Below are 24,150 nucleotides of genomic sequence, written 5' to 3' on the forward strand. Positions count from 1 at the left end.
TGCTCCTACGGTTACAGGGAAGCGCGGGCGTAGGAGCGGACTTGTCCGCGATTGGATTCACCGGCCACGCCGGACACCCCGGTGGCACGAACAGCCCGCTCTCCCTTCCAGGCAGGGCGCGCAGCCGGGGGGCGCTCTTGAGCCAAAAATGAAAAATGCCGTTTCCCCATGGAGGGAAACGGCATCTGTCTCAAGCAACCAGCATGCGCCGATCGGCGCTTCGGCTCGTTCCTCAGCGGCGGCCGGGCAGGGCGGCGATCACATCCTCCGCCTGCAGGCCCTTGTCGCGTTGCACCACGGAGAACTCCACGCGCTGGCCCTCGATGAGGATACGGTGCCCTTCGCCACGGATGGCGCGGAAGTGCACGAAGATGTCCTCGCCGGTGTCGCGGGAGATGAAGCCGAAGCCCTTGGAGGTGTTGAACCACTTCACGGTGCCGGTCTCGCGGTTCTCGTCGCTGATCGGGGCTTCGGGCGCTGTGCTTGCGCTGGGGCGCTTCTGCAGTCGGCCGGCGAGTTGCAGGGCCACGGCGACGGCCAGGATCAGCAGGGGCAGGACGATGGCCGGCTGGTCGCCGATGGACGGCAGCGGCGCCAGCAGGATGAGGATCTGCAGGACCACGGCCAGGGCGATCAGCGCCGATACCAGGCTCTGCAGCTGTTGCACCCGCTGGCTGGCGGGGGTGAGCAGCAGGGCGGTCAGGCCGAGCAGGGCCAGGTAGACGGCGTCGGGGTTCTGCAGGTAGGGGATGGCATCGGTGCGCAGCGAGGGTGCGAAGGACAACACGAGGGCGGCAACGCCCGTTAGCAGGTGGACGATTTTCAGCATGGTTATGGATTCACCTTGAGCGATAAGCGTAAAGAGAAGCAGCCGGTCGTGCGGTCTGGTTCGCAGCGATGAAAATGACCTGAAAGAGGCCGGCGGCCTATGCGCGAGGCGCACGGGCGGTATTTAACAGCAAACCGATAGCCTTCTCAAATCAACCGCTTAGCGCCTGGGCGAGCAGAGGGGCCCGGCATGATGCCGGGCCCGGCGGGGAGCGTCAGTGGGCGAGCAGGCTGCGCAGCATCCACGCGGTCTTCTCGTGGACCTGCATGCGTTGCGTCAGCAGGTCGGCGGTGGGCTCGTCGGCTGCCTTGTCGGCCAGCGGGAAGATGCTGCGCGCGGTGCGCACCACGGCTTCCTGGCCCTGGACCAGCAGGCGGATCATTTCCTGGGCGTCCGGCACGTCCTGCTCTTCCTTTATAGAGGAGAGGCGGGCGTAGGCGGCGTAGGTGCCCGGCGCCGGGAAGCCGAGGGCGCGGATGCGCTCGGCGATGCTGTCCACCGCCAGGGCCAGCTCGGTGTACTGCCCCTCGAACATCAGGTGCAGGGTGTTGAACATCGGCCCGGTGACGTTCCAGTGGAAGTTGTGGGTCTTCAGGTAGAGGGTGTAGGTATCGGCCAGCAGGCGCGAGAGCCCTTCGGCGATGGCGGCGCGGTCCTGTTCGGCGATGCCGATGTCGATTTCCATGGCGTCTTCCTCTTGATGAAAATTCCCGGTCAGGCTAGCACGGGCTTTGACGGGAGCCTTTTGGTTTGAATCAAAGCTTCCGATAGAGGATTTCTATCGACTGCCCGCCGCGGGGGCCGCTGGAGGGCGGCTGCAAGTCATGGTTTTTTCAGGCTATAATCCGCGCCTTTGCCGCGGGATGCGGGCCCGCGGCCATGTAGCAGCCAAGGTGTCCCGATGCCGATTTACGAATACCAATGCCGTTCCTGCGGCCATCAGCTGGAAGCCATGCGGAAGCTCAGCGATGCGCCGCTGGTCGATTGCCCGGCCTGCCAGGCCCCGGAATTGAAGAAGATGGTCTCCGCCCCCGGCTTCCGCCTGAGCGGCGGCGGCTGGTACGAAACCGACTTCAAGACCGGCGCGAAGAAGAACCTGGCGTCCGCCGAGCCCGCCTGCCCCGCCACGGGCTGCGGCTCGGGCGCCTGTGCCGCCGGCGAATGAGCGGTTCCCTCGAATCCAAGACTTGCGAGAAGCGAAACACACCATGATGCGCAGCCACTATTGCGGCCAATTGAACGAGAGCCTGGACGGCCAGGAAGTCACGCTTTGCGGTTGGGTGCACCGCCGCCGCGACCACGGCGGGGTGATCTTCCTCGACATCCGTGACCGCGAAGGCCTGGCCCAGGTGGTGTTCGACCCGGATCGCGCCGAAACCTTCGCCAAGGCCGACCGCGTGCGCAGCGAGTACGTGGTCAAGGTCACCGGCAAGGTGCGCATGCGTCCGGAAGGCGCACGCAACGCCAACATGGCCTCCGGCGCCATCGAGGTGCTGGGCTACGAGTTGGACGTGCTGAACCAGGCTGAGACTCCGCCGTTCCCGCTGGACGAATATTCCGATGTGGGCGAGGAAACCCGCCTGCGCTACCGCTTCATCGACCTGCGCCGTCCGGAAATGGCCGCCAAGCTGAAGCTGCGCGCGCGCATCACCAGCAGCATCCGCCGCTACCTGGACGACAACGGCTTCCTCGACGTCGAGACGCCGATCCTCGGCCGCCCGACCCCCGAGGGCGCGCGCGACTACCTGGTGCCCAGCCGCACCTACCCGGGCCACTTCTTCGCCCTGCCGCAGTCGCCGCAGCTGTTCAAGCAACTGCTGATGGTCGCCGGCTTCGACCGCTACTACCAGATCGCCAAGTGCTTCCGCGACGAGGACCTGCGCGCCGACCGCCAGCCGGAATTCACCCAGATCGACATCGAGACCAGCTTCCTCGACGAGAGCGACATCATCGCCATCACCGAGAAGATGGTGCGCCAGCTGTTCAAGGAAGTGCTGGACGTGGAGTTCGACGAATTCCCGCACATGCCTTTCGAAGAGGCCATGCGCCGCTACGGCTCGGACAAGCCGGACCTGCGCATCCCGCTGGAACTGGTGGACGTCGCCGACCAGCTCAAGGAAGTCGAGTTCAAGGTCTTCTCCGGCCCGGCCAACGATCCCAAGGGCCGCGTCGCCGCCCTGCGCGTTCCGGGCGGGGCGAGCATGCCGCGCAAGCAGATCGACGACTACACCAAGTTCGTCGGCATCTACGGCGCCAAGGGCCTGGCCTACATCAAGGTCAACGAACGCGCCAAGGGCGTGGAAGGCCTGCAGTCGCCGATCGTCAAGAACATCGCCGAGCCGAACCTGAACGTGATCCTCGATCGCGTCGGTGCGGTCGATGGCGACATCGTGTTCTTCGGCGCCGACAAGGCCAAGGTCGTCTGCGACGCCCTGGGCGCGCTGCGCATCAAGGTGGGCCATGACCTCAACCTGCTCACCAAGGAGTGGGCGCCGATGTGGGTCGTGGACTTCCCGATGTTCGAAGAGAACGACGACGGCAGCCTGACTTCGCTGCACCATCCGTTCACTTCGCCCAAGTGCAGCCCGCAAGAGCTGGAGGCCAACCCGGCCGCCGCGCTGTCCCGCGCCTACGACATGGTGCTCAACGGCACCGAGCTGGGCGGCGGTTCCATCCGTATCCACGACAAGTCCATGCAGCAGGCGGTGTTCCGCGTGCTGGGCATCGACGATGCGGAGCAGGAAGAGAAGTTCGGCTTCCTCCTTGACGCCCTCAAGTACGGTGCCCCGCCGCACGGTGGCCTGGCCTTCGGCCTGGACCGCCTGGTGATGCTGATGACCGGCGCCGCGTCGATCCGCGAAGTGATCGCCTTCCCGAAAACCCAGAGCGCCGGCGACGTCATGACCCAGGCTCCGGGCACCGTGGACGGCAAGGCCCTGCGCGAGCTGCACATCCGCCTGCGCGAGCAGCAGAAGGCCGCCGAGTAATTCCAGATGAACCGCGGCGGCGCACAGCCTGCGCCGCCGCCGCAACAAGCTAGACGGAGTGAGTTATGGCTGGTCATTCCAAATGGGCCAACATCAAGCACCGCAAGGAGCGTCAGGACGCCAAGCGCGGGAAGATCTTCACCAAGCTGATCCGCGAACTGACGGTCGCCGCCAAGCAGGGCGGCGGCAACCCGGCTGACAACCCACGTCTGCGCCTGGCCGTGGACAAGGCGCTGACCGCCAACATGACCCGCGACACCATCGATCGCGCCATCGCCCGTGGCGCCGGCTCGAACGACGCGGACAACATGGAAGAACTGACCTACGAAGGTTACGCGCCCAGCGGCGTGGCGATCATCGTCGAGGCCATGACCGACAACCGCAACCGCACCGCGGCGGAAGTGCGCCATGCCTTCAGCAAGTGCGGCGGCAACCTCGGCACTGATGGCTCGGTGGCCTACATGTTCGACCGCAAGGGGCAGATCAGCTTCGCCCCCGGCGTCGACGAGGATGCCCTGATGGAAGCGGCCCTGGAGGCCGGCGCCGACGACGTGGTGACCAACGACGACGGCTCCATCGACGTCTTCACCAGCTTCGCCGACTTCATCGCGGTGAACGAGGCGCTGACCGCCGCCGGCTTCAAGGGCGAGGAAGCGGAGATCTCGATGATTCCCTCGACCACCGCGACCCTGGACCTGGAGACCGCGCAGAAGGTGCTCAAGCTGATCGACATGCTCGAGGACCTGGACGACGTGCAGAACGTCTACTCCAACGCGGACATCCCCGAAGAGGTGATGGCGCAGCTTGGCTGACGCCATCCCCGACATGGGCCTCGCGCCGGAAGCCGGAGCCGTCGGATTCGACCGCTCCGGCTTCCGGCTTTTGGTATCCGGCACATGACCCTGATCCTAGGCATCGACCCCGGCTCGCGCATCACCGGCTTCGGCGTGGTGAGGGACACCGGCCGCGGCTGCGAATATGTCGCCTCCGGCTGCATCCGCACCGGCAGCGGCGCCCTGCACGAACGCCTGCAGATCGTCTTCCGCGGCGTGCGCGAGGTCATCCAGACCTACCACCCGAGCATGATGGGCATCGAGCAGGTGTTCATGGCGCGCAACGCCGACTCCGCGCTCAAGCTTGGCCAGGCCCGCGGCGCGGCCATAGTGGCGGCGGCGGAGGAGGGGCTGGAAATCGCCGAATACACCGCCAGCCAGGTCAAGCAGGCCATCGCCGGCACCGGCGGGGCCGACAAGCTGCAGGTCCAGATGATGGTCATGCACCTGCTGAAACTGACGCAGAAACCGCAGATCGACGCCTCCGACGCCCTGGCCATCGCCCTGTGCCACGCCCACACCCGGCAGAGCCTGGTGCCCCATGGCCTGTCCACCGCGCGCCGCCGCGGCGGGCGCCTGCGCCTTTGACCGACAACCTGCAAGGACCCTGAGCCGTGATTGGACGCCTGCGTGGCACCCTGGCGGAAAAGCAGCCGCCGCACCTGATCCTCGACGTCAACGGCATCGGCTACGAGCTGGAAGTGCCGATGACCACCCTTTATCGCCTGCCCGCCCTCGGCGAGCCGGTGACCCTGCACACGCACCTGGTGGTGCGCGAAGATGCCCACCTGCTCTACGGCTTCGCCGAGAAGCGCGAGCGCGAGCTGTTCCGCGAGCTGATCCGCCTCAACGGCGTCGGCCCCAAGCTGGCCCTGGCCCTGATGTCGGGCCTGGAAGTGGATGAGCTGGTGCGTTGCGTGCAGGCGCAGGATACTTCCACCCTGGTGAAGATCCCCGGGGTCGGCAAGAAGACCGCCGAGCGCCTGCTGGTGGAGCTCAAGGACCGCTTCAAGGCCTGGGAGAACATGCCGACCATCGCCCCCCTGGTGGCGGAACCGAAACTGGCCGCAACAGTCTCAAGCGCCGAGGCCGATGCCGTCAGCGCGCTGATCGCGCTAGGCTTCAAGCCCCAGGAGGCGAGCCGCGCCGTGGCCGCCGTGGAGGAAAAAGATTTGTCCAGCGAAGAACTCATCCGCCGCTCGCTCAAGGGCATGGTCTAGGTAGCCGCGCATGATCGAGACCGATCGCCTGATCTCGGCCGCCACCGCCGGCCCTCGCGAGCGCGAGGAGCAGCTGGACCGCGCCATCCGCCCGCTGAGCCTGTCCGACTACATCGGCCAGCCCAGCGTGCGCGAGCAGATGGAGCTGTTCATCAGCGCCGCCCGCGGCCGCAAGGAGGCCCTGGACCACACGCTGATCTTCGGCCCGCCGGGCCTGGGCAAGACCACCCTGGCGAACATCATCGCCCAGGAGATGGGCGTGGCCATCAAGAGCACCTCCGGCCCGGTGCTGGAGCGCCCGGGCGATCTCGCCGCGCTGCTGACGAATCTCGAGCCGGGCGACGTGCTCTTCGTCGACGAGATCCACCGCCTCTCGCCCATCGTCGAAGAGGTGCTGTACCCGGCGATGGAAGACTTCCAGCTCGACATCATGATCGGCGAAGGGCCGGCGGCGCGCTCCATCAAGCTCGACCTGCCGCCCTTCACCCTGGTCGGCGCCACCACTCGCGCCGGCATGCTGACCAACCCGCTGCGCGACCGCTTCGGCATCGTCCAGCGCCTGGAGTTCTACAGCGTCGACGACCTGGCGACCATCGTCGCCCGTTCGGCCGGCATCCTCGGCCTGGACATGGACCCGGCCGGCGCCTTCGAGATCGCCCGCCGCGCCCGTGGCACGCCGCGCATCGCCAACCGCCTGCTGCGCCGCGTGCGCGATTTCGCCGAAGTGCGCGCCAGCGGGGCGATCAGCAGCGAGGTGGCGGACAAGGCGCTGAACCTGCTGGACGTCGACGAACGTGGCTTCGACCACCAGGACCGGCGTCTACTGCTGACCATGATCGACAAGTTCGACGGCGGGCCGGTGGGGCTGGACAACATCGCCGCGGCCATCGGCGAAGAAAAACATACGATCGAGGACGTGCTGGAGCCCTATTTGATCCAGCAAGGCTATATCATGCGCACGCCGCGGGGACGGGTGGTCACCCGGCATGCATACCTGCATTTCGGCCTGAAGTTGCCGAAGCGGATGGGCGAGGGGGCGATGCCGGATCTTTTCTCCCCTGAAGATGGTAATTAATTGCATTTGTGGCTGATTGCCGATTGGCAAAGCCCCAACTTGGTTCTAGAGTATGCGCGCGCAACACGGGGGTCAGCCGTTCGAGCATCGATTCCGGGTCTATTACGAGGACACCGATGCAGGCGGCATCGTCTACTACGTCAACTACCTCAAGTTCATGGAGCGGGCTCGCACCGAGCGGCTGCGGGCTTTGGGCTTCGCCCAATCCCAGCTGGCAGGTGAGAACCTGCTTTTCGTCGTTCATTCGGCCGAAGCGCGCTACCACGCGCCGGCTCGCCTGGACGACGAACTGGTCGTCAGCGCCGAGGTCGAGGAGTTGAACCGTGCGAGCCTGCGGTTCCGTCAACAGGTTCGTCGAGCGTCGGATTCGGCCCTGTTATGCGAGGGCCGCTTCCTGGTGGCGTGCGTGCGGGCCGACAACCTGAAGCCCCGCGCCATCCCCGAAGCGTTGCGTGCGGCATTTGCCGGCACTCCGGACACCCTTTCAGCAGGAGAATAACGTGGAACCGAACGTCGTCGACCATACCTCCATGTGGAGCCTGATCAGCAACGCCAGTATCGTGGTGCAACTGGTCATGCTCACCCTGGTGGCCGCCTCGGTCACTTCTTGGATCATGATCTTCCAGCGCAGCAACATGATGCGCTCGGCCAAGAAAGCCCTGGATGGCTTCGAAGAACGCTTCTGGTCGGGCATCGACCTGTCCAAGCTGTACCGCCAGGCCGGCAGCAACCCCGACCCGGACTCGGGCGTGGAGCAGATCTTCCGTGCCGGCTTCAAGGAATTCTCGCGCCTGCGCCAGCAGCCCGGCGTCGACCCGGACGCGGTGATGGAAGGCGTGGCCCGTTCCATGCGCGTGGCCATCTCCCGTGAGGAAGAGAAGCTGGAAACCAGCCTGCCGTTCCTCGCCACCGTCGGTTCCACCAGCCCGTACATCGGTCTGTTCGGCACCGTCTGGGGCATCATGAACTCCTTCCGCGGCCTGGCCGCCGTGCAGCAGGCCACCCTGGCCACCGTCGCCCCCGGCATCGCCGAGGCCCTGGTCGCCACCGCCATCGGCCTGTTCGCCGCGATCCCCGCGGTCATCGCCTACAACCGCTTCGCCGCGCGCTCGGAAATGCTGATCGGCCGCTACTACACCTTCGCCGACGAGTTCCAGGCCATCCTGCACCGCAAAGTCCACGCCAGCGACGATTGACCAGAGAGGTAAGCCGACATGGCAAGGGTCCGTCATAAACGCAAGCCGGTCGCGGAAATGAACGTGGTGCCATACATCGACGTGATGCTGGTACTGCTGGTCATTTTCATGGTGACCGCACCGATGCTGAACCAGGGGGTCAAGGTCGACCTGCCCAAGGTTTCCAGCGAAGTGCTCCCGCAGGACAACGATTCGCGGGTGCTGACCATTTCGATCAAGGCCGACAAGACCTACTACTGGAACATGGGTTCGGAAGTCGATCCTGACCAGGGCAAGGGCAGTCAGACCGCGATCAATCTCGACCAACTGGTGAGCGCAGCCACCGGCATCATGGCCGAGAACAGCCGTCAGGGTAAGAAAGTGCAGGTCTTCGTGCGTGGCGACAAGGCTGTCGACTACGGCTCCGTCATGGCTGTCATGGGCGGGTTGCAGAAGGCCGGTGTAGGTAACGTCGGGCTGATCACCGAGGCGCCCGGAAGCTGATATGCACCAACTCGAACGCTCTCCATCGGAAAGCTACTTCTGGCCGGTCGTACTGGCGGTAGCGCTGCACGTCCTGATTTTCGCGATGCTCTTCGTCAGCTGGGCCATGACGCCCGAGTTGCCGCCTGCGCGTCCGATCGTCCAGGCTACGCTCTACCAGCTCAAGTCCAAGAGCCAGGCCACGCAGCAGACCAACCAGAAGATCGCCGGGGAGGCGAAGAAGACCTCTGCCAAGCAGTACGAGCAGGAACAGCTGGAGCAAAAGAAGGTCGAGCAGCAAGCCATAGCCGAAGCGAAAGCTGCGGAACAAAAGAAAGCCGATGAGGCTCGAAAGGCTTCGGAGGCCGAGAAAGCTGCGGAAGCAGCCAAGGCCGCCGAGGCGAAGAAGGCCGCGGACGCCGCCAAGAAGGCGGCCGAGGCCAAGGCTGCGGCGCAGAAGCAGCAGGCCGACATCGCCAAGAAGAAGGCCGAGGAAGAGGCCAAGAAGCAAGCCGAGGAAGAAGCCAAGAAACAAGCCGCGGAGGAGGCCAAGAAGAAGGCCGCCGAAGAGGCCAAGAAGAAAGCTGCGGAGCAGGCCAAGAAACTCGCCGCCGCGGAGGACGCCAAGAAGAAGGCGGCCGCCGACGCCGCGAAGAAGAAGGCCGCGGCCCAAGCTGCAGCGAAGAAGGCTCAGGAAGACAAGAAGGCCCAGGCCCTGGCCGAACTGCTGTCCGACGACACGCAGCGGCAGCAGGCCCTGGCCGACGAACAGGGCAACGAGGTGGCAGGCAACTTCGACGACCTGATCCGCTCCCGGGTATCCGAGGGCTGGTCGCGTCCGCCATCGGCCCGTAACGGCATGAGTGTTACCGTGCAGATCAACATGCTGCCCGATGGCACCATCACCAATGCGACCGTCGTCCGCTCCAGCGGCGACAAGGCGTTCGACAGTTCCGCGGTGAACGCCGTGAGGAACGTCGGTCGCATTACTGAAATGCAGGGCCTGAGTCCCAAGGACTTCAATCCCTACCGTTCCTTCAAGATGACCTTCACGCCTGAGGACCTCACGCTGTGATCAAGATTTTCAGAGGATTGCTCGTCGCCCTGCTCTGCGTGGCAGGCGTGGCGATGGCAGATGAGAAGAACATTCTGGTGACCAGCGGCGCCGATCGCGCCGTGCCGATCGCCGTGGTGCCCTTCGGCTGGCAGGGCGGCAACGTCCTGCCCGACGACATGGCCAACATCATCGGCAACGACCTGCGCAACTCCGGCTACTTCGAGCCGATCCCGCGGCAGAACATGATCAGCCTGCCGGCCCAGGCCAGCGAGGTGATCTACCGCGACTGGCAGGCCCTGGGCGCGCAATACGTGCTGATCGGCAACATCACCCCGGCCGGCGGCCGCCTGCAGGTGCAGTACGGCCTGTTCAACGTCGCCACCCAGCAGCAGATCGTCACCGGCAGCGTCGGCGGCAGCGTCGAGCAGCTGCGCGACATGTCGCACTTCATCGCCGACCAGTCGTTCGAGAAGCTCACCGGCATCAAGGGCGCCTTCTCCACCAAGCTGCTCTACGTGACCGCCGAGCGCTTCTCCGCCGACAACACCCGCTTCACCCTGCAGCGCGCCGACTACGACGGCGCCCGCCCGGTGACCCTGCTGCAGTCGCGCGAGCCGATCCTCTCGCCGCGCTTCTCGCCGGACGGCCGGCGCATCGCCTACGTGTCCTTCGAGCAGAAGCGCCCGCGCATCTTCATGCAGTACGTGGATACCGGCCGCCGCGAGCAACTGACCAACTTCGAAGGCCTCAACGGCGCCCCGGCGTTCTCCCCGGACGGCAACCGCCTGGCCCTGGTGCTGTCGCGCGACGGCAACCCGGAGATCTACCTGATGGACCTGGGCTCGCGCCAGCTGCGCCGCCTGACCAACAACGCGGCCATCGACACCGAACCCTTCTGGGGCAAGGACGGCTCGACCCTGTACTTCACCTCGGACCGTGGCGGCAAGCCGCAGATCTACAAGATGAACGTCAACAGCGGCGCCACCGACCGCGTGACCTTCACCGGCAACTACAACGCCAACCCGAAACTCTCGGCCGACGAGAAGACCCTGGTGATGGTCCACCGCCAGGAAGGTTTCACCAACTTCCAGATCGCCGCCCAGGACCTGCAACGCGGCAATCTGCGGGTGCTTTCGAACACCACGCTGAACGATTCGCCCACTGTTGCGCCAAATGGCACGATGCTAATATACGCCACCCGCCAGCAGGACCGGGGCGTGTTGATGCTCGCCAGCATCAACGGACGTGTTCGGTTACCGCTACCCACCGCTCAGGGCGACGTGCGCGAGCCATCCTGGTCCCCTTACCTGAACTGACGGTTGCCAACTGTTCCAAACTTATACACTGGGGTTCATTAGGAGTTACATGATGGAAATGCTGAAATTCGGCAAATTTGCCGTTATCGCCCTCGCCATGGCCGTAGCCGTAGGTTGCTCGTCCAAGAAAGGCGATGCTACTGGTGAAGGCGCCAATGGCGGCGTTGACCCGAACGCTGGCTACGGCGCCAACAGCGGTGCCGTTGACGGCAGCCTGAGCGACGAAGCCGCTCTGCGTGCGATCACCACCTTCTACTTCGAGTACGACAGCTCCGACCTGAAGCCGGAAGCCATGCGCGCTCTGGACGTACACGCCAAAGACCTGAAAGGCAGCGGCCAGCACGTCGTCCTGGAAGGCCACACCGACGAACGCGGCACCCGCGAGTACAACATGGCTCTGGGTGAGCGTCGCGCCAAGGCCGTTCAGCGCTATCTGGTGCTGCAGGGCGTGTCCCCGGCTCAGCTGGAACTGGTTTCCTACGGTAAAGAGCGTCCGGTTGCCACCGGCCACGACGAACAGTCCTGGGCTCAGAACCGTCGCGTTGAGCTGAAGAAGTAAGACCCTATGCGCCTGCGACTCCTGACCTTGATGGTCTGCGGCCTGCCGCTGATGGCGGCGGCCGCGGTTCCGGTGGTGGATGGTAACGATGGCGGTTACGCCAGCGCGCCGCCCGCGGGGTACGGCACCGCAGGTGCTGATGGTGCTTATGCCGGTGGCGGGGCGGCTTCGGCCGCTCCCGTCTCCGGGCAAGCCCAGCTGTTCCTGCAACTGCAGCAGATGCAGGACGAGATCGCCCGCCTGCGCGGCACCCTCGAAGAGCAGCAGAACCAGATCCAGCAGCTGAAGCAGGAAAGCCTCGAGCGTTATCAGGACCTCGACCGCCGCCTTTCCTCCGCTCCGGCAGCCCAGAACCCCTCCACCGACGGCAGCGCCGCCGGTGCGGGCGCAGCGGCCGGCGCCGCTGCCGCCCAGCAGCAACAGGCCCAGCCCGCGAGCAGCGAGCCGGGCGATCCGGCGAAAGAGAAGCTCTACTACGATGCGGCTTTCGACCTGATCAAGGCCAAGGACTTCGACAAGGCCAGCCAGGCCTTCGGCGCCTTCCTGCGCAAATACCCCAGCAGCCAGTACGCCGGCAACGCGCAGTACTGGCTGGGCGAGGTGAACCTGGCCAAGGGCGACCTGCAGGGCGCTGGCCAGGCCTTCGCCAAGGTCAGCCAGGCCTACCCGAGCAGCCCCAAGGTGCCGGACTCGCTGTACAAGCTGGCCGACGTGGAGCGTCGCCTGGGTAACAACGACAAGGCCCGTGGCATCCTCCAGCAGGTGGTTGCCCAGTACCCGGGCAGCTCCGCGGCCCAACTGGCCCAGCGGGACCTGAAGAGCCTCAAGTAAGCCTCTTGTCGTTCATCTGAAAACGCCGTTTCTTCCAGCAGGGGGAAACGGCGTTTTTCATTCCAGCGGGACATGCTCCTCCTGTAGGAGCGAGCTTGCTCGCGAACCTTTATCCCGCGCTCTGATCCTCACCCGGAGGTTTCTGCGATTGGATTCACCGGCCACGCCGGACGCCCCGGTGGCACGAGTCCCGTAGGATGGGTTGAGCGAAGCGATACCCATCACCATGGCCCGATGGGTATCGCAAGCTCAACCCATCCTACGAAAAGCTCCTCGACGCAGACAGTTGCTCCTACGGTTCAGGGAAGCGCGGGTGTAGGAGCGGACTTTGTCCGCGATTGGATTCACCGGCCACGCCGGACGCCCCGGTGGCACGAGCAGCTTAGCCCCTACGAAAAGCGTGCCCGCCCGTTACACCCGAACGAACGACTCTGCGCGCCGAACACCTGGTTTTCCGTTAGAATCGCCGCCACCCGGAGCCGCGGAGCGGTTTCAGCTCGGCTGATGTCTGCCCGCCCGGGAATTCCCGAACGCCTGGCGTTCGTTCGATTACACCGCAACGGAGGCGGATGGCCTGTGTAGCCGTCACGCCCGTGGCTGATATGCAACAGACCCTGCGAATCACCGAGATCTTCTACTCGTTGCAGGGGGAAGCGCGCACCGTCGGATTGCCGACCGTGTTCGTGCGCCTGACCGGCTGCCCCCTGCGTTGCCAGTACTGCGACTCCGCCTACGCCTTCAGTGGCGGCGAGATCCGCAGCCTGGACAGCATCCTCGAAACCGTCGCCGGCTACCGGCCGCGCTACGTCTGCGTCACCGGCGGCGAGCCGCTGGCGCAACCCAACTGCCTGCCGCTGCTGCAGCGCCTGTGCGACGCCGGTTACTCGGTATCCCTGGAGACCAGCGGCGCGCTGGACATCTCCGCCACCGACCGCCGCGTCAGCCGGGTGCTTGACCTGAAGACCCCGGGCTCCGGCGAGGTGCGCCGCAATCGCTACGAGAACATCGCCGAGCTCACCGGCAACGACCAGGTCAAGTTCGTCCTCTGCTCCCGCGAGGACTACGACTGGGCGGTGTCCAAGCTGATCGAATACCGCCTCGACGAGCGCGCCGGCGAAGTGCTGTTCTCGCCGAGCCATCACCAGCTGGCGCCGCGCGAGCTGGCCGACTGGATAGTCGCCGACAACCTGCCGGTGCGCTTCCAGATGCAACTGCACAAGATCCTCTGGAACGACGAACCGGGCCGCTGAGGCGCGGACGGGAAGGGTAACCACATGACTCAGAAGAAAGCCGTCATCCTGCTCTCCGGCGGGCTCGACTCCGCCACCGTGGTAGCCATGGCCAAGGCCGAGGGCTACGCCTGCTACAGCATGAGCTTCGACTATGGCCAGCGCCACCGCGCCGAACTCCAGGCCGCCGAGCGCGTGGCCCGCCAGTTGGGCGTGGTCGAGCACAAGGTCATCGGTCTGAACCTCGACGGCATCGGCGGCTCGGCGCTGACCGACAGCAGCATTGCCGTGCCCGAGGCGCCCAGCGAGGGCATCCCGGTGACCTACGTGCCAGCGCGCAACACCGTATTCCTTTCCCTGGCCCTGGGCTGGGCCGAGGTGCTCGGTGCGCGGGACATCTTCATCGGCGTCAACGCCGTGGACTATTCCGGCTACCCGGACTGCCGCCCCGAGTTCGTCGAGGCCTTCGAGCGCATGGCCAACCTGGCCACCAAGGCCGGGGTGGAAGGCGATGGTTTCCGCATCCAGGCGCCGCTGCAGTTCCTCTCCAAGGCGCAGATCATCCAGGCCGGCGTGGCCCGCGGCGTGGACTACGCGCTCACCGTGAGCTGCTACCAGGCGGACGACGCAGGCCGTGCCTGCGGCAAGTGCGACAGTTGCCGCCTGCGCGCCGAAGGCTTCGCCGCGGCGGGAATTTCAGACCCTACGCGATATTTCTGAAAAATTTTTCGTAAAGGTGTTGTTTTTGCGTTAGAAATCAGTATTATACGCCTCGCGTTGGGTCGTTAGCTCAGTCGGTAGAGCAGTTGGCTTTTAACCAATTGGTCGTAGGTTCGAATCCTACACGACCCACCACTTCGCAAAGCCCCTGGCCATCGGCCAGGGGCTTTTTCTTTGCCCTCGGGAAACTCAGAACGGCCGGCTGCCGCCCAGGCTGATGCGCTTCAGGCGGCGCCGCTCGCTGGCCGGGAAGGCGTTGCGGCCGTGCAGGGTGGCCTGGTTGTCCCACCAGACGATGTCGCCGACCTGCCATTTGTGGCTGTAGATCAGCTCCGGCTTCTGCAGGTGGGCGCGCAGGCGCTCGACCAGGGCCTTGCCCTGCTGCGGCTCGTGGCCGGGGATTTCCACTTCGGTGTGGACGCTGAGGTAGAGCACGCGCTTGCCGCTTTCCGGATGGGTGCGCACCAGCGGGTGCTCGGTGCCCTGGATCGGCTCGATGTCCGGGGTGCGGTAGGTGACGAAGCCGCCCGAATAGCCGTTCTTCAGGCGCACGAAGGGGTTGTAGCTGATCAGCCGCAGGTCGTCGATTTCCTTGCGCGTGGCTGCGTCCAGGCTCTGGTAGGCGAGCGCCAGGTTGGTGAACAGGGTTTCGCCGCCCTGGCTCGGCACTTCCAGCGCGTAGAGGAAGGAGCCGGAGGAGGGCAGCGGCGTCCACTGGTGGTCGATGTGCGCGGGCAGGGCGAAGTTGCCCAGTTCGCCATCGCCGGTATTGGCCACCTTGACGATGTCCGGGGCCTTGCCGTCGACGCCGGAAGACAGCACCGGCACGTCCGCCGGCGGCTGGAACACCGCGCCGAACAGGGTGGCGAAATTCAGGTACTGCCGATCGTCCAGTTGCTGGTTCCTGAAGATGAGGATGTGGTGGTCGCGGTGGGCCTGCTTGATCGCCAGGATCTGCTCGGGCGTCAGCGGCTGGCGTGCGTCCAGGCCGCGGACCTCGGCGCCCAGTGGGGCGTCGAGGGGGATGATGGTGAAGGGGGCGGGGGCGATCTTCAGGGCGGCGGATTGGCTCATGCTTGGGTGCTCCGTATCGGGTTTGGGTTGCCCTCTCCCCAGCCCTCTCCCTGAAGGGAGAGGGGGTATCCGTGTGAAGCGGACCTTGCTGTCTTCCTGCTGCATGCTTGCAGGCGAGAGAGGTTGTTCCGCTTGATGCCGATCCAGTCCCCTCTCCCTTCAGGGAGAGGGTTAGGGAGAGGGGCTCTTGCTGTGCTTTCAGGCTTTCCTGACGGTCCGGCTCCGCTGCCCATCCACCCCCACCGGCACCTCGCCGGCCAGCGTCACGCGCCGCACGATGCGCGGCTGGGTGCCGTAGTCGTCCACCGCGTAGTGCTGGGTGGCGCGGTTGTCCCAGATGGCCACGTCGCCGGCCTGCCAGCGCCAGCGCACGGTGTTCTCCAGGCGGGTGACGTGGCTCTGCAGCACCGCGAACAGATGCTGGGAGTCATGCTGCGACAGGCCCTTCAGGCGCTTCACGAAGTGCCCCAGCAGCAGGTTGCGTTCGCCGCTGACGGGGTGCACGCGCACCACCGGGTGCTCGGTCTCGTAGACGGTGGAGGTGAACACCTTGCGGTACTGCTCCAGGCGCGCCGGGTCGGCGTTGGGTTTGATGGCGGCGTAGTCGTATTCGTTGCTGTGCACCGCCCAGAGCTTGTCGGCCAGGGCCTTGAGTTCGTCGCTGAGGTCGTCGTAGGCGGTCGCGGTGTTGGCCCAGACGGTGTCGCCGCCGGCCTCCGGGGCCACCACGTTGCGCAGGATCGAGGCCTTCGGGTAGGCCTCGACGAAGGTCACGTCGGTGTGCCAGGAGTTGGCCCGGCGGCCTTCGGCGCCGTCCAGTTCGAGCAGGTATTCGGTGCCGTCGCGCACCGGCACCGTCGGGTGCGCCACCGGCTCGCCGAGCAGCTTGGCGAAGGCTTCCTGGCCCTGGTCGTCGAGCTGGCTCTGGCCGCGGAAGAAGATCACCTTGTGCTTCACCAGGGCGGCCTGGATGGCCTCGACCGTGGCCGCGTCCAGCTGGCCGGAAAGCGTCACACCGCGGATCTCGGCGCCGATGCGCCCGGCCACCGGGTGGATGTCGAGTTGTACGGCGGGTCGAATGGCTTGTGCTGCGTTGCTCATCTCGTGTTCCTCATTGCTGTAGGTGGTACTGCAAGGAGCCGCGCGGGGCGGCGAGTGGGATCAGAAGTCGTAGCGGACCGAGGCGCCCAGGGTGCGCGGCTGGCCCACCGAGGCGGTGTAGGAGCCGTTGATGCTGGCGAAGGCGGCCAGGTAGTAGTCCTTGTCGAAGGCGTTCTTCAGCCAGACCGAGGCGTCCAGCTGGCCGTCGCCCAGGTCGTGGCGCACGCCCACGGAGAAGTTCGCCAGGCCGTAGCCGGGGATCTTCGAGAGGTCGGAATCGTCCAGCGTGCCCTCGGCCTCGGAGCGGTACGAATAGCTGGCGTTGACGTAGGGCTCGAAGCGGTTGGCCAACTGCCACTTGTATTCGCCGTTGAGGTTGGCGATCCATTTCGAGGCGCCGACCACGCGCTTGCCGGTGAGGTCGCAGCTGGCCGGGGCGCCGGGCTGGGTGCTGATCTCGGCCGGGCACGGGGCGTCCTTGAACGACAGGTAGCTGACGTCGTTGTAGGAGCCGTTGAAGTTCAGCGTCAGGCCGCGCAGCGGCAGGGCGGTGGCCTCCAGCTCCAGGCCGCGGGAGCGCACGCTGCCGGCGTTGGACAGCACCTGCACCAGTTGGGTGGAGCCGGCCGGCTGGTACAGGGTGGTGGCCTGGTAGCCGTGGATGCCGGTCCAGAAGATGTTGGCGTTGAGCTGCAGGCGGCGGTCGAGCAGCGTCGACTTGATCCCCAGTTCGGCATCGTTGGCGCGTTCCGGGCCGACCAGCAGCGAGTCGGCGCCAGCGCTCGGCGCGCTGGCCACCGCCAGGTTCACCCCGCTGGACTTCTCACCGTGGGACAGCGAGGCATAGCCCAGCAGCTCGTCGCTGAACTGGTAGCTCAGGCTGAGCAGCGCCGAGGGGGCGAAGCTGTAGATGCTGAGGTCGCCGGAGTCGTAGGCGCCCAGTTGGCCGTTGCGCACCACCGCGCCGGCGCCGCTCACGGGGGCGCCGCCCACCGGGGCGTAGCGCTTCACCTTGGCGTCCTTCTCCTCGTAGGTGCCACGCAGGCCGGCGGTGAAGTCGAGTTTGTCGGTGAGGTGCCAGGTGCCCTGGGAGAAGAGCGCGAAGCTGTCGGTCTCGATCTTGCCGTTGGCCTTGCTGGAGGTGTCGTTCAGGGCGTTGAGGTTGGTGCCCAGCAGGTAGCTGTCGGCGAAGGGGCCGTAGTCGGTGAAGGTCTTGTTGCCCAGGTTCTGGTTGAACGCGTAGGCGCCGACCACGTAGTCGAAGGCGCCGCCGGTGGGCGAGGCCAGGCGGATTTCCTGGGAGAACTGGCGGTCGCGCACCGCCACCCCGGTATTGCGGATCGCCGAGACGTTCAACTGTTCGTCGTTGGCCGGGGTGAAGTTCCAGAAGCGGTAGGCGCTGATGGAGGTCAGGGTGAAGTCGTTGGCCAGCTTCCAGTTGGCCTCCACCGAGCTGCCGCCCTGGTGCACGCTGACGTGCTGGCGGCTGTCGATGTTGACCTTGTGCCGGTCCGGATCGGCGATCGGCGAGGCGCCGACCAGCGCGGCGCGCTGCCAGAAGCGCGGGGCGGCGCCGTAGACCACCATGCTGCCGTTGCTGGAGTCCTCCTCGTTGTACTCGCTGATCCAGCGCAGGCTGAAGTCCTCGCCGGGCTTGTACAGCAGCTGGCCGCGGATGCCCTGGCGCTCGCCGCCGTTGAGCTTGTTGTCGTCGTGGATGTTGGTGATGTAGCCGTCGCTGCGCGTGCGGTAGGCGGAAACGCGCCCGGCCAGCTCGTCGGTGAGTGGCCCGGAGACGGTGCCGCGGCCCTGGAAGTAGCCTTCCTGGCCGCCGGAGACCTCCACCGTGCGCTCGGGGGTGAAGGTCGGCGCGCGGGTGCTGATGTTCAGCACGCCGGCGGTGGTGTTCTTGCCGAACAGCGTGCCCTGCGGGCCGCGCAGCAGCTCCAGCTGCTCGATGTCCAGCAGGTCGAACACCGCCATGCCCGGGCGGCCCAGGTAGACGTTGTCCAGGTAGACCCCGGCGGAGCCCTCCAGGCCGTCGCTGGCCGGGTTGTTGCCGATGCCGCGCACGGCGATGCTCGACTGGCGGGCGTGGATGTAGGCGACGTTGACGCTGGGCAGCACCTGCTGCAGGTCCTGCACCTTGGTGATGCGCTGGTTCTCCAGGGTGGCGCCGTCGAGCACGGTGATCGGCGTGGGCACCTTCTGCGAGTCTTCCTCGCGGCGCCGGGCGGTGACCGTGACCTTGCCCAGGGCGGTGGCCTGGGGGCTGGTGCCCTTGTCGGCGGTGCTGGCGGCCTCGGGCGTGGCGCTGGCCTCGTCCTGCTCGGCGGCCTGCAGCGGCAGCGCGCCGCCCAGGGCGAGCAGCAGGGCCAGGGCGTAGTCGGGAGCGCCGGGCCGGGTTCGGCCGGGGCGCAGCGTGAACGGGGTTTGCAGCGAAGCACTCTGGCTCATCGTCTTTTCCTTGCATCAGGCACTGCCCGGCGGATCGCGGGCAACAGGGGGCCGCGCCATGCGGGGCATGGCGAAAACGGCTCTCTTCTAATCGGTGGGCGTCGTCCGGCGACGCCGGGGCTCAGCGGCTACAGCCGCGAGAGGGAAGCATTCGTGCCGGCAACAGGCGTGGGGCGAAAGGGTGCAAGGCCATTGGGGCTCCTGGTCGAGGGGCATATTCTTATTTCTTAAAAGAATAAATTTAAGTTTTATTCTTCGTTGACGGAATAAGAGCTTGCATTTAAAACCAGCGCATCCCCGAGGGCAAATGCCTTTGTCCAATATTTTCAATGCCGGTAAAGCATCATGGATCTGCGCCAACTGCGTTACTTCATCGCCCTCACCGAACACCGCAGTTTCGTCCGCGCGGCCGATGCCATGGGCATCACCCAGCCGGCCTTCAGCCGCAGCATCCAGGGCCTGGAGCAGGAGCTGGGCTGCCAGCTGGTGGACCGCGGCAGCAAGGAACTGCGCCCCACGCCGGAAGGCCAGGTGGTGCTGCAGCACGCGCTGCGCCTGGTGCAGGGGGCGGCCAACCTGACCCAGGAAATCACCCAGTTGAACAAGCTGGATGCCGGCGAACTGCACTTCGGCTGCGGGCCGGCGCCGGCGCAGAAACTGGTGCCCGACGCGGTGGCGCGGCTGATCCGGCGCCACCCGCGGCTGCAGATCGATTTCCAGGTGGACAACTGGGAGCGTCTGTCGCGCAGCCTGCTGCGCGACGAGATCGAGTTCTTCATCGCCGACATCCGCCACTTCGAGGCCGACCCCGGCTTCCAGACACGGCCGCTGAGCCCGCGCCGGGGCTTCTTCTTCTGTCGCACCGGGCACCCGTTGCTGGCCAAGGAGAGCCTGTCCACCAACGACCTGTTCGCCTACCCGCTGGCCTCGGCGCGGATGCCGCCGGGTATCCGCAAGCTGCTGGCCAACCTGAGCGGCAAGAGCGACCTGCAAGCGAACATCCAGTGCGAGCACCTGGGCTCGCTGGTGCGCATCGTCAGCCAGACCGATGCCATTGGCGTGGGCAGCGAGGATGGTTTGCGCCATGCGCTGGCCAATGGCGAGGTGGCGCGCCTGCATCTGCGTAACCTGCCGCATAACATCGACAGTCTGCAGGCGCGCTGTGGGATCGTCAGCCGTACCGGCTATCGCCTTTCGGCGGCGGCGCGGGCGTTGATCGAGATGTTGGTGGAGTTGGACGAGGAAGAGCGGAGTGCGGTGGCGTGAAGGTTTGCGGGGAGGGGGCGGCGGATAACCGCGAACGGTTATACGCCCTACGGTGGGTTTGGCGTAGGGCGAATAACGCTCCGCGTTATCCGCCGTTTGGCCTTGGTTCCAGGCGGCGCCGGGGTTGACCTGGGCGTTATCCGCGATTGAGCTCGCAGGCTGCTACGGGCTCAATCACCGCACCTGCGCCACCGGCTGCGCCGCAGCCAGCTTGGCGGCGGCCGCGAGGTAGTCCGGCTTGGCCCAGTCGGCGGCCTTGAAGTCGCGGCGGATCAGGCCGTACTGCCTGGCCGCCTGGATCGAGGCGTCGAGCTGGCCGAGGAAGCCGGCGTCCAGTTGCGGCGACAGGGCCTCGGCCAGCGGGCGGTCCTTGTATTCGGTCTGCAGGATGATCGGCGGGTAGCCGGCCTGGTTCGACACCAGGTCGATGAAGGCCGCGTGGTTGGCTTCGGCGCCGGCCCAGGCCAGGGCCTGCAGTTCCACCTTGAGCAGGCGCTGGGTGATTTCCGGGTGGGCGTCGACGAAGGCGCCGTTGCCTACCAGCACGGCTTGCAGGGTGCCGGCGCCGCCGAGGTCGCGGGTGCTCAGGGGGATTTCCGCCAGACCTTTCTCGCGCAGGGCGAAGAGACCGGCCAGGCCCCAGGTGGCGTCGATCTGCTTGGCCGCGAGGGCTGCCAGGGCAGCGTTGAAGTCCAGGCTGATGACTTTCAGGTCCTTCTCGCTCAGGCCCACGCTGGCCAGGGCGTTGTCGAACGACAGTTGGCTGGCGGTGCCGCGGAAGATGCCCACGCGCTTGCCCTTGAGGTCGGCCAGTGTCTTGATCCCCGAGCCCGGCTGCACGCCCAGGTAGTGGTTGACGCCGCGCCCGGTGGCGGCCAGCAGGCGGGTGTCCAGGCCGCTGGCCTTGCCGATGATGGCCGCCAGGTCGCCGAGGTAGGCGAAGTCCACCTGGCCGTTGGCGAAGGCCTCGTTGATCACCGGGCCGGCGCCCTTGAAGTAGGTCCACTTGATCTGGATGCCGTCGTTGGCGAACTCCTTCTCCAGCAGCTTGCGGGTGTAGAGCACGTCGACGAGGCCGCCGCCGGAATGGTTCTGCCCGGCGCCCACGTCGGGCACGGCGATGCGGATTTCCTTCGGCGCTTCGGCGGCGCTGGTGAACGGGGCGTAAGCGCCGAGCAGCCCGGCGAGCACCGGGGCGGCGAAGAGCGATAGCAACGGGTGGGTGAGGGCCTTCATGGCGCCTGCCTCCTGCGGGGGAATGGGAAAGGCACTAAGGCAGGTCATGGATGATTAATAAAATAATAAAAATTTATTTTTTAATAATTTATGGAGATAAGTCAGTCCGCATCCGCGCTGCCGGGCGAATGCACGAAAGGCATAAAAAATATTCGTCGAATGCATTGGCTGCGCTGGGGAGGCTTCCCTTAAATGGGGACTCTTAGCTCATAAATGCATTGATAGATTTTTTCATATTCCAATGAAGAATATTTCTAAGGCACTCGCCTTGCCTGTGTACCCCACCGCAAGCGCCGCCGCCTCGCAGCGGCTGGCGCTGATCGCCCCGCGCTTGCTGCCCTGGCTGTTGCCGGTGGCCCTGTTCGTCCTCTGGTGGCTGGCTGCCGACCAGCACTGGATGTCGGCGCAGATACTGCCGGCGCCGTCGCTGGTCTGGCAGAGCGCCCGCGAGCTGTTCGCCGGCGAACTCTGGCAGCAGCTGTGGATCAGCCTGCAGCGGCTGTGCTGGGGCCTGCTCGCCGGCATCGCCAGCGGCGCGGCGCTGGGCGCCTGGCTGGGCTTCAGCCGCCGCGCCGAGCGCTTCGTGCTGCCGACCTTCCTGGCCCTGGCGCAGGTCCCCACGCTGGCCTGGATCCCGCTGTTCATGCTGTTCTTCGGCATCGGCGAACTGCTCAAGCTGGTGGTGCTGGTCAAGGCGGTGATAGTCCCGGTGGCGCTGCATACCCTGGTCGGCGTGCGCGATGCCCAGCCCAGGCTGCGCGAGGCCGCCGCTGTGCTGCGCCTGCCGCCGCCGCTGCTGGTGCGCCGGTTGCTGTTGCCGGCGGCGCTGCCGGCCTTCCTCACCGGCGTGCGCCTGGCCCTGGCCCAGGGCTGGACCTCGCTGCTGGCGGTGGAGCTGCTGGCCTCCAGCGAAGGCATCGGCTACCTGATGGTGCAGAGCCGCCAACTGTTCATGCTCGACGTGGTGTTCGTCTGCATCCTCGTCATCGGCCTGGTGGGCGCGGCCATGGACCAGGGCATCCAGGCCCTGGAGCGGCGCCTGGTGCGCTGGCCGCAGCAGGCCGCCGGCGAGTTCCGCCGTAGTGTCCGTGGCCAGGGCTGGCAGCGCCTGCAGCCGTGGCTGCTGCCGCTGGCGCTGATCGGCCTGTGGCAGGCGGCGAGCGTCGGCCAGTGGGTCGATCCGGCGATCCTCGCCAGCCCCACCGCGGTGGTCGAGACCACCTGGCGCGGCCTGCTCGACGGCAGCCTGCCGACGGCCTTGCTGGCCAGCCTGCAGCGTTCCCTGCTGGGCCTGCTGCTGGGCGGCGGCGCCGGCTTCCTGCTGGGCCTGGCCCTGGGGCTGTGGCGCCCGGCGGAGCGCCTGCTCGGCCCGTCGTTCTCGGCCCTACGCCAGGTGGCGATCTTCGCCTGGGTGCCGCTGCTCACCGCCTGGTTCGGCCTGGGCGAGGCGGCCAAGGTGGTGTTCGTCGCCCTGGCCAGTTTCTTCCCGCTGCTGCTGGCCACCCAGCGCGGCATCGCCAGCCTGCCGGCGCAACTGGGCGAGGCCGCCCGCGTGCTGCGCCTGTCGCCCTGGCAGCGTCTGCGCCGCCTGGTGTTGCCGGGCGCGGCGCCGTCGATCTTCGCCGGCCTGCGCCTGGGCCTGATCTACGCCTGGCTGGGCACCATCGGCGCCGAGTACTTCATGCCCTCGGACGGCGGCATCGGCAGCCTGATGATCGGCGCCCAGCAGCTGTTCCGCATGGACCTGGTCAGCGCCGGGATGCTTCTGGTCGGCCTCACCGGCGCCCTGCTCGGCGCCCTCGGACAACGCATCGAAGCGCGCGCCACGCGCTGGAGACACACATGAACGCTTTCACTTCCGTGCCGCTGGTGAGCTTCCGCCAGGTCGGCAAGAGCTTCCCGGTGGACGGCCGGCAACTGGAGGCCATCCAGCGCTTCGACCTGGACATCGCCACGGGCGAGTTCATCGCCATCGTCGGCGCCAGCGGCTGCGGCAAGTCCACCCTGCTGCGCCTGCTGGTGGGCCTGGACCGCGAGTACCGCGGCGAGATCCGCATCGGCGACAAGGCCATCGACGGCATCGGCGGCGAGCGTGGCATCGTGTTCCAGGAACACCGCCTGTTCCCCTGGCTGACGGTGGAGCAGAACGTCGCCCTGGGCCTGGTCAACGAGCCGCTGAGCGAGGAGGGCAGGGCGCGCAAGGTCGCCGACTACCTCGAACTGGTCGGCCTGTCCGCGTTCAACCGCGCCTACCCGCACCAGCTCTCCGGCGGCATGGCCCAGCGCGTGGCCATCGCCCGCGGTCTGGTGGCCAGCCCGCGCATCCTGCTGCTGGACGAACCCTTCGGCGCCCTCGACGCGCTGACCCGCCAGCAGTTGCAGGAAGAACTGCTGCGCATCCGCGAGCGCGAGCGCATCACCACCCTGCTGGTGACCCACGACGTGGAGGAGGCGCTGTTCCTGGCCGACCGCGTGGTGGTGATGGCGCCGCGCCCGGGGCGCATCAAGCGCATCGTCGAGGTGCCCCTGGCGCACCCGCGCGAGCGCGGCGGCTTCGACTTCCTGTGCCTGCGCGAGGAACTGCTGCACGAGCTGACCGGCGATGGCGACTACCTCGCGCCGCAGCCCAGGCGGGTGGAGAACCTGCCGTTCGAGTTCATAGCCTGCTGAGGCGCCTTTTCTTTTTTTCGTAGGAGCGAGCT

At 66.4% G+C, this 24,150-nt stretch carries 24 protein-coding genes, 1 tRNA gene and 1 pseudogene; 19 read left to right on the top strand and 7 right to left on the bottom strand.

What is annotated here, in order from left to right; all coding sequences use genetic code 11:
• Positions 1-232: 232 nt before the first annotated feature.
• The 3 genes and pseudogenes from PM1_RS07990 to PM1_RS07995 form a co-directional block, all read right to left on the bottom strand.
• Positions 233-463 (bottom strand): cold-shock protein, encoded by a 231-nt coding sequence (locus PM1_RS07990; protein ID WP_134163507.1) that lies wholly within the window; start codon positions 461-463, stop codon positions 233-235.
• Between the two features lie 60 nt (positions 464-523).
• Positions 524-829, bottom strand: a pseudogene (locus tag PM1_RS31220) (cold shock domain-containing protein membrane protein); the annotation flags it as partial.
• 214 nt (positions 830-1,043) lie between these two features.
• Positions 1,044-1,514: a Dps family protein gene (locus PM1_RS07995; protein ID WP_009616923.1), complete on the bottom strand. Its 471-nt coding sequence runs from the start codon at positions 1,512-1,514 to the stop codon at positions 1,044-1,046.
• A gap of 216 nt (positions 1,515-1,730) precedes the next feature.
• Between PM1_RS07995 and PM1_RS08000 the strand changes: the two genes are divergently transcribed.
• The 16 genes from PM1_RS08000 to PM1_RS08075 all read left to right on the top strand — a co-directional run bounded on the left by PM1_RS08000 (position 1,731) and on the right by PM1_RS08075 (position 14,449).
• Complete coding sequence (locus tag PM1_RS08000) at positions 1,731-1,994, top strand: FmdB family zinc ribbon protein (protein ID WP_009616925.1); 264 nt, start codon at positions 1,731-1,733, stop codon at positions 1,992-1,994.
• Between the two features lie 43 nt (positions 1,995-2,037).
• Complete coding sequence (gene aspS, locus PM1_RS08005) at positions 2,038-3,816, top strand: aspartate--tRNA ligase (RefSeq protein WP_009616927.1); 1,779 nt, start codon at positions 2,038-2,040, stop codon at positions 3,814-3,816.
• 65 nt (positions 3,817-3,881) lie between these two features.
• Positions 3,882-4,628, top strand: coding sequence for a YebC/PmpR family DNA-binding transcriptional regulator (locus PM1_RS08010; RefSeq protein WP_009616929.1), 747 nt, complete (start codon positions 3,882-3,884; stop codon positions 4,626-4,628).
• Positions 4,629-4,712: 84 nt separating this feature from the next.
• Positions 4,713-5,237, top strand: a complete 525-nt coding sequence (gene ruvC / locus PM1_RS08015; RefSeq protein ID WP_009616931.1) for a crossover junction endodeoxyribonuclease RuvC — start codon at positions 4,713-4,715, stop codon at positions 5,235-5,237.
• 26 nt (positions 5,238-5,263) lie between these two features.
• A complete protein-coding gene (ruvA, locus tag PM1_RS08020) occupies positions 5,264-5,869 on the top strand; it encodes a Holliday junction branch migration protein RuvA (RefSeq protein ID WP_009616936.1) in 606 nt (201 codons plus the stop codon).
• Between the two features lie 10 nt (positions 5,870-5,879).
• The gene (gene ruvB / locus PM1_RS08025) at positions 5,880-6,944 is read left to right on the top strand and encodes a Holliday junction branch migration DNA helicase RuvB (protein WP_009616937.1); all 1,065 of its coding nucleotides are present in this window, start codon (positions 5,880-5,882) and stop codon (positions 6,942-6,944) included.
• A gap of 52 nt (positions 6,945-6,996) precedes the next feature.
• Entirely contained in the window at positions 6,997-7,443 is a 447-nt protein-coding gene (ybgC, locus tag PM1_RS08030) for a tol-pal system-associated acyl-CoA thioesterase (RefSeq protein WP_009616938.1), read from the top strand.
• Between the two features lies 1 nt (position 7,444).
• The gene (gene tolQ / locus PM1_RS08035) at positions 7,445-8,140 is read left to right on the top strand and encodes a protein TolQ (protein WP_009616939.1); all 696 of its coding nucleotides are present in this window, start codon (positions 7,445-7,447) and stop codon (positions 8,138-8,140) included.
• A gap of 18 nt (positions 8,141-8,158) precedes the next feature.
• Positions 8,159-8,623: a protein TolR gene (tolR, locus tag PM1_RS08040; protein ID WP_009616940.1), complete on the top strand. Its 465-nt coding sequence runs from the start codon at positions 8,159-8,161 to the stop codon at positions 8,621-8,623.
• 1 nt (position 8,624) lies between these two features.
• Entirely contained in the window at positions 8,625-9,677 is a 1,053-nt protein-coding gene (tolA, locus tag PM1_RS08045) for a cell envelope integrity protein TolA (RefSeq protein WP_009616941.1), read from the top strand.
• Positions 9,678-9,730: 53 nt separating this feature from the next.
• Positions 9,731-10,975 carry a Tol-Pal system beta propeller repeat protein TolB gene (gene tolB, locus PM1_RS08050; RefSeq protein WP_218585322.1) on the top strand — a complete coding sequence of 415 codons (1,245 nt, stop codon included), beginning with the start codon at positions 9,731-9,733 and terminating at the stop codon, positions 10,973-10,975.
• A 52-nt stretch (positions 10,976-11,027) separates the two neighbouring features.
• Entirely contained in the window at positions 11,028-11,534 is a 507-nt protein-coding gene (pal, locus tag PM1_RS08055; RefSeq protein WP_009616943.1) for a peptidoglycan-associated lipoprotein Pal, read from the top strand.
• 6 nt (positions 11,535-11,540) lie between these two features.
• The gene (ybgF, locus tag PM1_RS08060; protein WP_009616944.1) at positions 11,541-12,365 is read left to right on the top strand and encodes a tol-pal system protein YbgF; all 825 of its coding nucleotides are present in this window, start codon (positions 11,541-11,543) and stop codon (positions 12,363-12,365) included.
• A 602-nt stretch (positions 12,366-12,967) separates the two neighbouring features.
• A complete protein-coding gene (gene queE, locus PM1_RS08065; RefSeq protein ID WP_024128550.1) occupies positions 12,968-13,615 on the top strand; it encodes a 7-carboxy-7-deazaguanine synthase QueE in 648 nt (215 codons plus the stop codon).
• Between the two features lie 24 nt (positions 13,616-13,639).
• On the top strand, positions 13,640-14,314 hold the full coding sequence (gene queC, locus PM1_RS08070; RefSeq protein WP_009616946.1) for a 7-cyano-7-deazaguanine synthase QueC: 675 nt from the start codon (positions 13,640-13,642) through the stop codon (positions 14,312-14,314).
• Positions 14,315-14,373: 59 nt separating this feature from the next.
• Positions 14,374-14,449: transfer RNA gene (locus PM1_RS08075), tRNA-Lys, on the top strand.
• A gap of 54 nt (positions 14,450-14,503) precedes the next feature.
• Here PM1_RS08075 and PM1_RS08080 read toward each other — a convergent pair.
• From PM1_RS08080 to PM1_RS08090, 3 genes are all read right to left on the bottom strand, one after another.
• A complete protein-coding gene (locus tag PM1_RS08080) occupies positions 14,504-15,388 on the bottom strand; it encodes a TauD/TfdA dioxygenase family protein (RefSeq protein WP_009616947.1) in 885 nt (294 codons plus the stop codon).
• A gap of 198 nt (positions 15,389-15,586) precedes the next feature.
• Positions 15,587-16,489: a TauD/TfdA dioxygenase family protein gene (locus tag PM1_RS08085; RefSeq protein ID WP_009616948.1), complete on the bottom strand. Its 903-nt coding sequence runs from the start codon at positions 16,487-16,489 to the stop codon at positions 15,587-15,589.
• 60 nt (positions 16,490-16,549) lie between these two features.
• Positions 16,550-18,946, bottom strand: a complete 2,397-nt coding sequence (locus tag PM1_RS08090; RefSeq protein WP_009616949.1) for a TonB-dependent receptor — start codon at positions 18,944-18,946, stop codon at positions 16,550-16,552.
• A 345-nt stretch (positions 18,947-19,291) separates the two neighbouring features.
• Here PM1_RS08090 and PM1_RS08095 point away from each other — a divergent pair, with 345 nt between their 5' ends.
• Positions 19,292-20,212 (top strand): LysR family transcriptional regulator, encoded by a 921-nt coding sequence (locus PM1_RS08095; protein WP_009616950.1) that lies wholly within the window; start codon positions 19,292-19,294, stop codon positions 20,210-20,212.
• A 174-nt stretch (positions 20,213-20,386) separates the two neighbouring features.
• On the opposite strand, the gene PM1_RS08100 is transcribed toward PM1_RS08095, so the two are convergent.
• A complete protein-coding gene (locus tag PM1_RS08100) occupies positions 20,387-21,448 on the bottom strand; it encodes an ABC transporter substrate-binding protein (RefSeq protein WP_024128551.1) in 1,062 nt (353 codons plus the stop codon).
• Positions 21,449-21,689: 241 nt separating this feature from the next.
• Here PM1_RS08100 and PM1_RS08105 point away from each other — a divergent pair, with 241 nt between their 5' ends.
• Both PM1_RS08105 and PM1_RS08110 read left to right on the top strand, forming a co-directional pair.
• A complete protein-coding gene (locus tag PM1_RS08105) occupies positions 21,690-23,294 on the top strand; it encodes an ABC transporter permease (RefSeq protein ID WP_009616952.1) in 1,605 nt (534 codons plus the stop codon).
• A complete protein-coding gene (locus PM1_RS08110; RefSeq protein WP_009616953.1) occupies positions 23,291-24,118 on the top strand; it encodes an ABC transporter ATP-binding protein in 828 nt (275 codons plus the stop codon). The genes PM1_RS08105 and PM1_RS08110 overlap by 4 nt, the downstream gene beginning before the upstream one ends.
• Positions 24,119-24,150: the final 32 nt, after the last annotated feature.

It is taken from the genome of Pseudomonas sp. M1 (assembly GCF_022760135.1).
Taxonomy (GTDB): domain Bacteria; phylum Pseudomonadota; class Gammaproteobacteria; order Pseudomonadales; family Pseudomonadaceae; genus Pseudomonas; species Pseudomonas citronellolis.

Excerpts from the sequence above, each read along its gene's own strand:
- pal (WP_009616943.1), top strand. The coding sequence starts at position 11,028 with ATGGAAATGCTGAAATTCGGCAAATTTGCCGTTATCGCCCTCGCCATG.
- PM1_RS08010 (WP_009616929.1), top strand. The coding sequence starts at position 3,882 with ATGGCTGGTCATTCCAAATGGGCCAACATCAAGCACCGCAAGGAGCGT.
- PM1_RS08095 (WP_009616950.1), top strand. The coding sequence starts at position 19,292 with ATGGATCTGCGCCAACTGCGTTACTTCATCGCCCTCACCGAACACCGC.
- aspS (WP_009616927.1), top strand. The coding sequence starts at position 2,038 with ATGATGCGCAGCCACTATTGCGGCCAATTGAACGAGAGCCTGGACGGC.
- ruvB (WP_009616937.1), top strand. The coding sequence starts at position 5,880 with ATGATCGAGACCGATCGCCTGATCTCGGCCGCCACCGCCGGCCCTCGC.
- ybgC (WP_009616938.1), top strand. The coding sequence starts at position 6,997 with ATGCGCGCGCAACACGGGGGTCAGCCGTTCGAGCATCGATTCCGGGTC.
- queC (WP_009616946.1), top strand. The coding sequence starts at position 13,640 with ATGACTCAGAAGAAAGCCGTCATCCTGCTCTCCGGCGGGCTCGACTCC.
- PM1_RS08000 (WP_009616925.1), top strand. The coding sequence starts at position 1,731 with ATGCCGATTTACGAATACCAATGCCGTTCCTGCGGCCATCAGCTGGAA.
- ruvC (WP_009616931.1), top strand. The coding sequence starts at position 4,713 with ATGACCCTGATCCTAGGCATCGACCCCGGCTCGCGCATCACCGGCTTC.
- ybgF (WP_009616944.1), top strand. The coding sequence starts at position 11,541 with ATGCGCCTGCGACTCCTGACCTTGATGGTCTGCGGCCTGCCGCTGATG.
- PM1_RS08085 (WP_009616948.1), bottom strand. The coding sequence starts at position 16,489 with ATGAGCAACGCAGCACAAGCCATTCGACCCGCCGTACAACTCGACATC.
- PM1_RS08090 (WP_009616949.1), bottom strand. The coding sequence starts at position 18,946 with ATGAGCCAGAGTGCTTCGCTGCAAACCCCGTTCACGCTGCGCCCCGGC.
- tolR (WP_009616940.1), top strand. The coding sequence starts at position 8,159 with ATGGCAAGGGTCCGTCATAAACGCAAGCCGGTCGCGGAAATGAACGTG.
- PM1_RS08100 (WP_024128551.1), bottom strand. The coding sequence starts at position 21,448 with ATGAAGGCCCTCACCCACCCGTTGCTATCGCTCTTCGCCGCCCCGGTG.
- PM1_RS08105 (WP_009616952.1), top strand. The coding sequence starts at position 21,690 with ATGAAGAATATTTCTAAGGCACTCGCCTTGCCTGTGTACCCCACCGCA.
- PM1_RS08110 (WP_009616953.1), top strand. The coding sequence starts at position 23,291 with ATGAACGCTTTCACTTCCGTGCCGCTGGTGAGCTTCCGCCAGGTCGGC.
- tolB (WP_218585322.1), top strand. The coding sequence starts at position 9,731 with ATGGCAGATGAGAAGAACATTCTGGTGACCAGCGGCGCCGATCGCGCC.
- PM1_RS07995 (WP_009616923.1), bottom strand. The coding sequence starts at position 1,514 with ATGGAAATCGACATCGGCATCGCCGAACAGGACCGCGCCGCCATCGCC.
- PM1_RS08080 (WP_009616947.1), bottom strand. The coding sequence starts at position 15,388 with ATGAGCCAATCCGCCGCCCTGAAGATCGCCCCCGCCCCCTTCACCATC.
- tolA (WP_009616941.1), top strand. The coding sequence starts at position 8,625 with ATGCACCAACTCGAACGCTCTCCATCGGAAAGCTACTTCTGGCCGGTC.
- queE (WP_024128550.1), top strand. The coding sequence starts at position 12,968 with ATGCAACAGACCCTGCGAATCACCGAGATCTTCTACTCGTTGCAGGGG.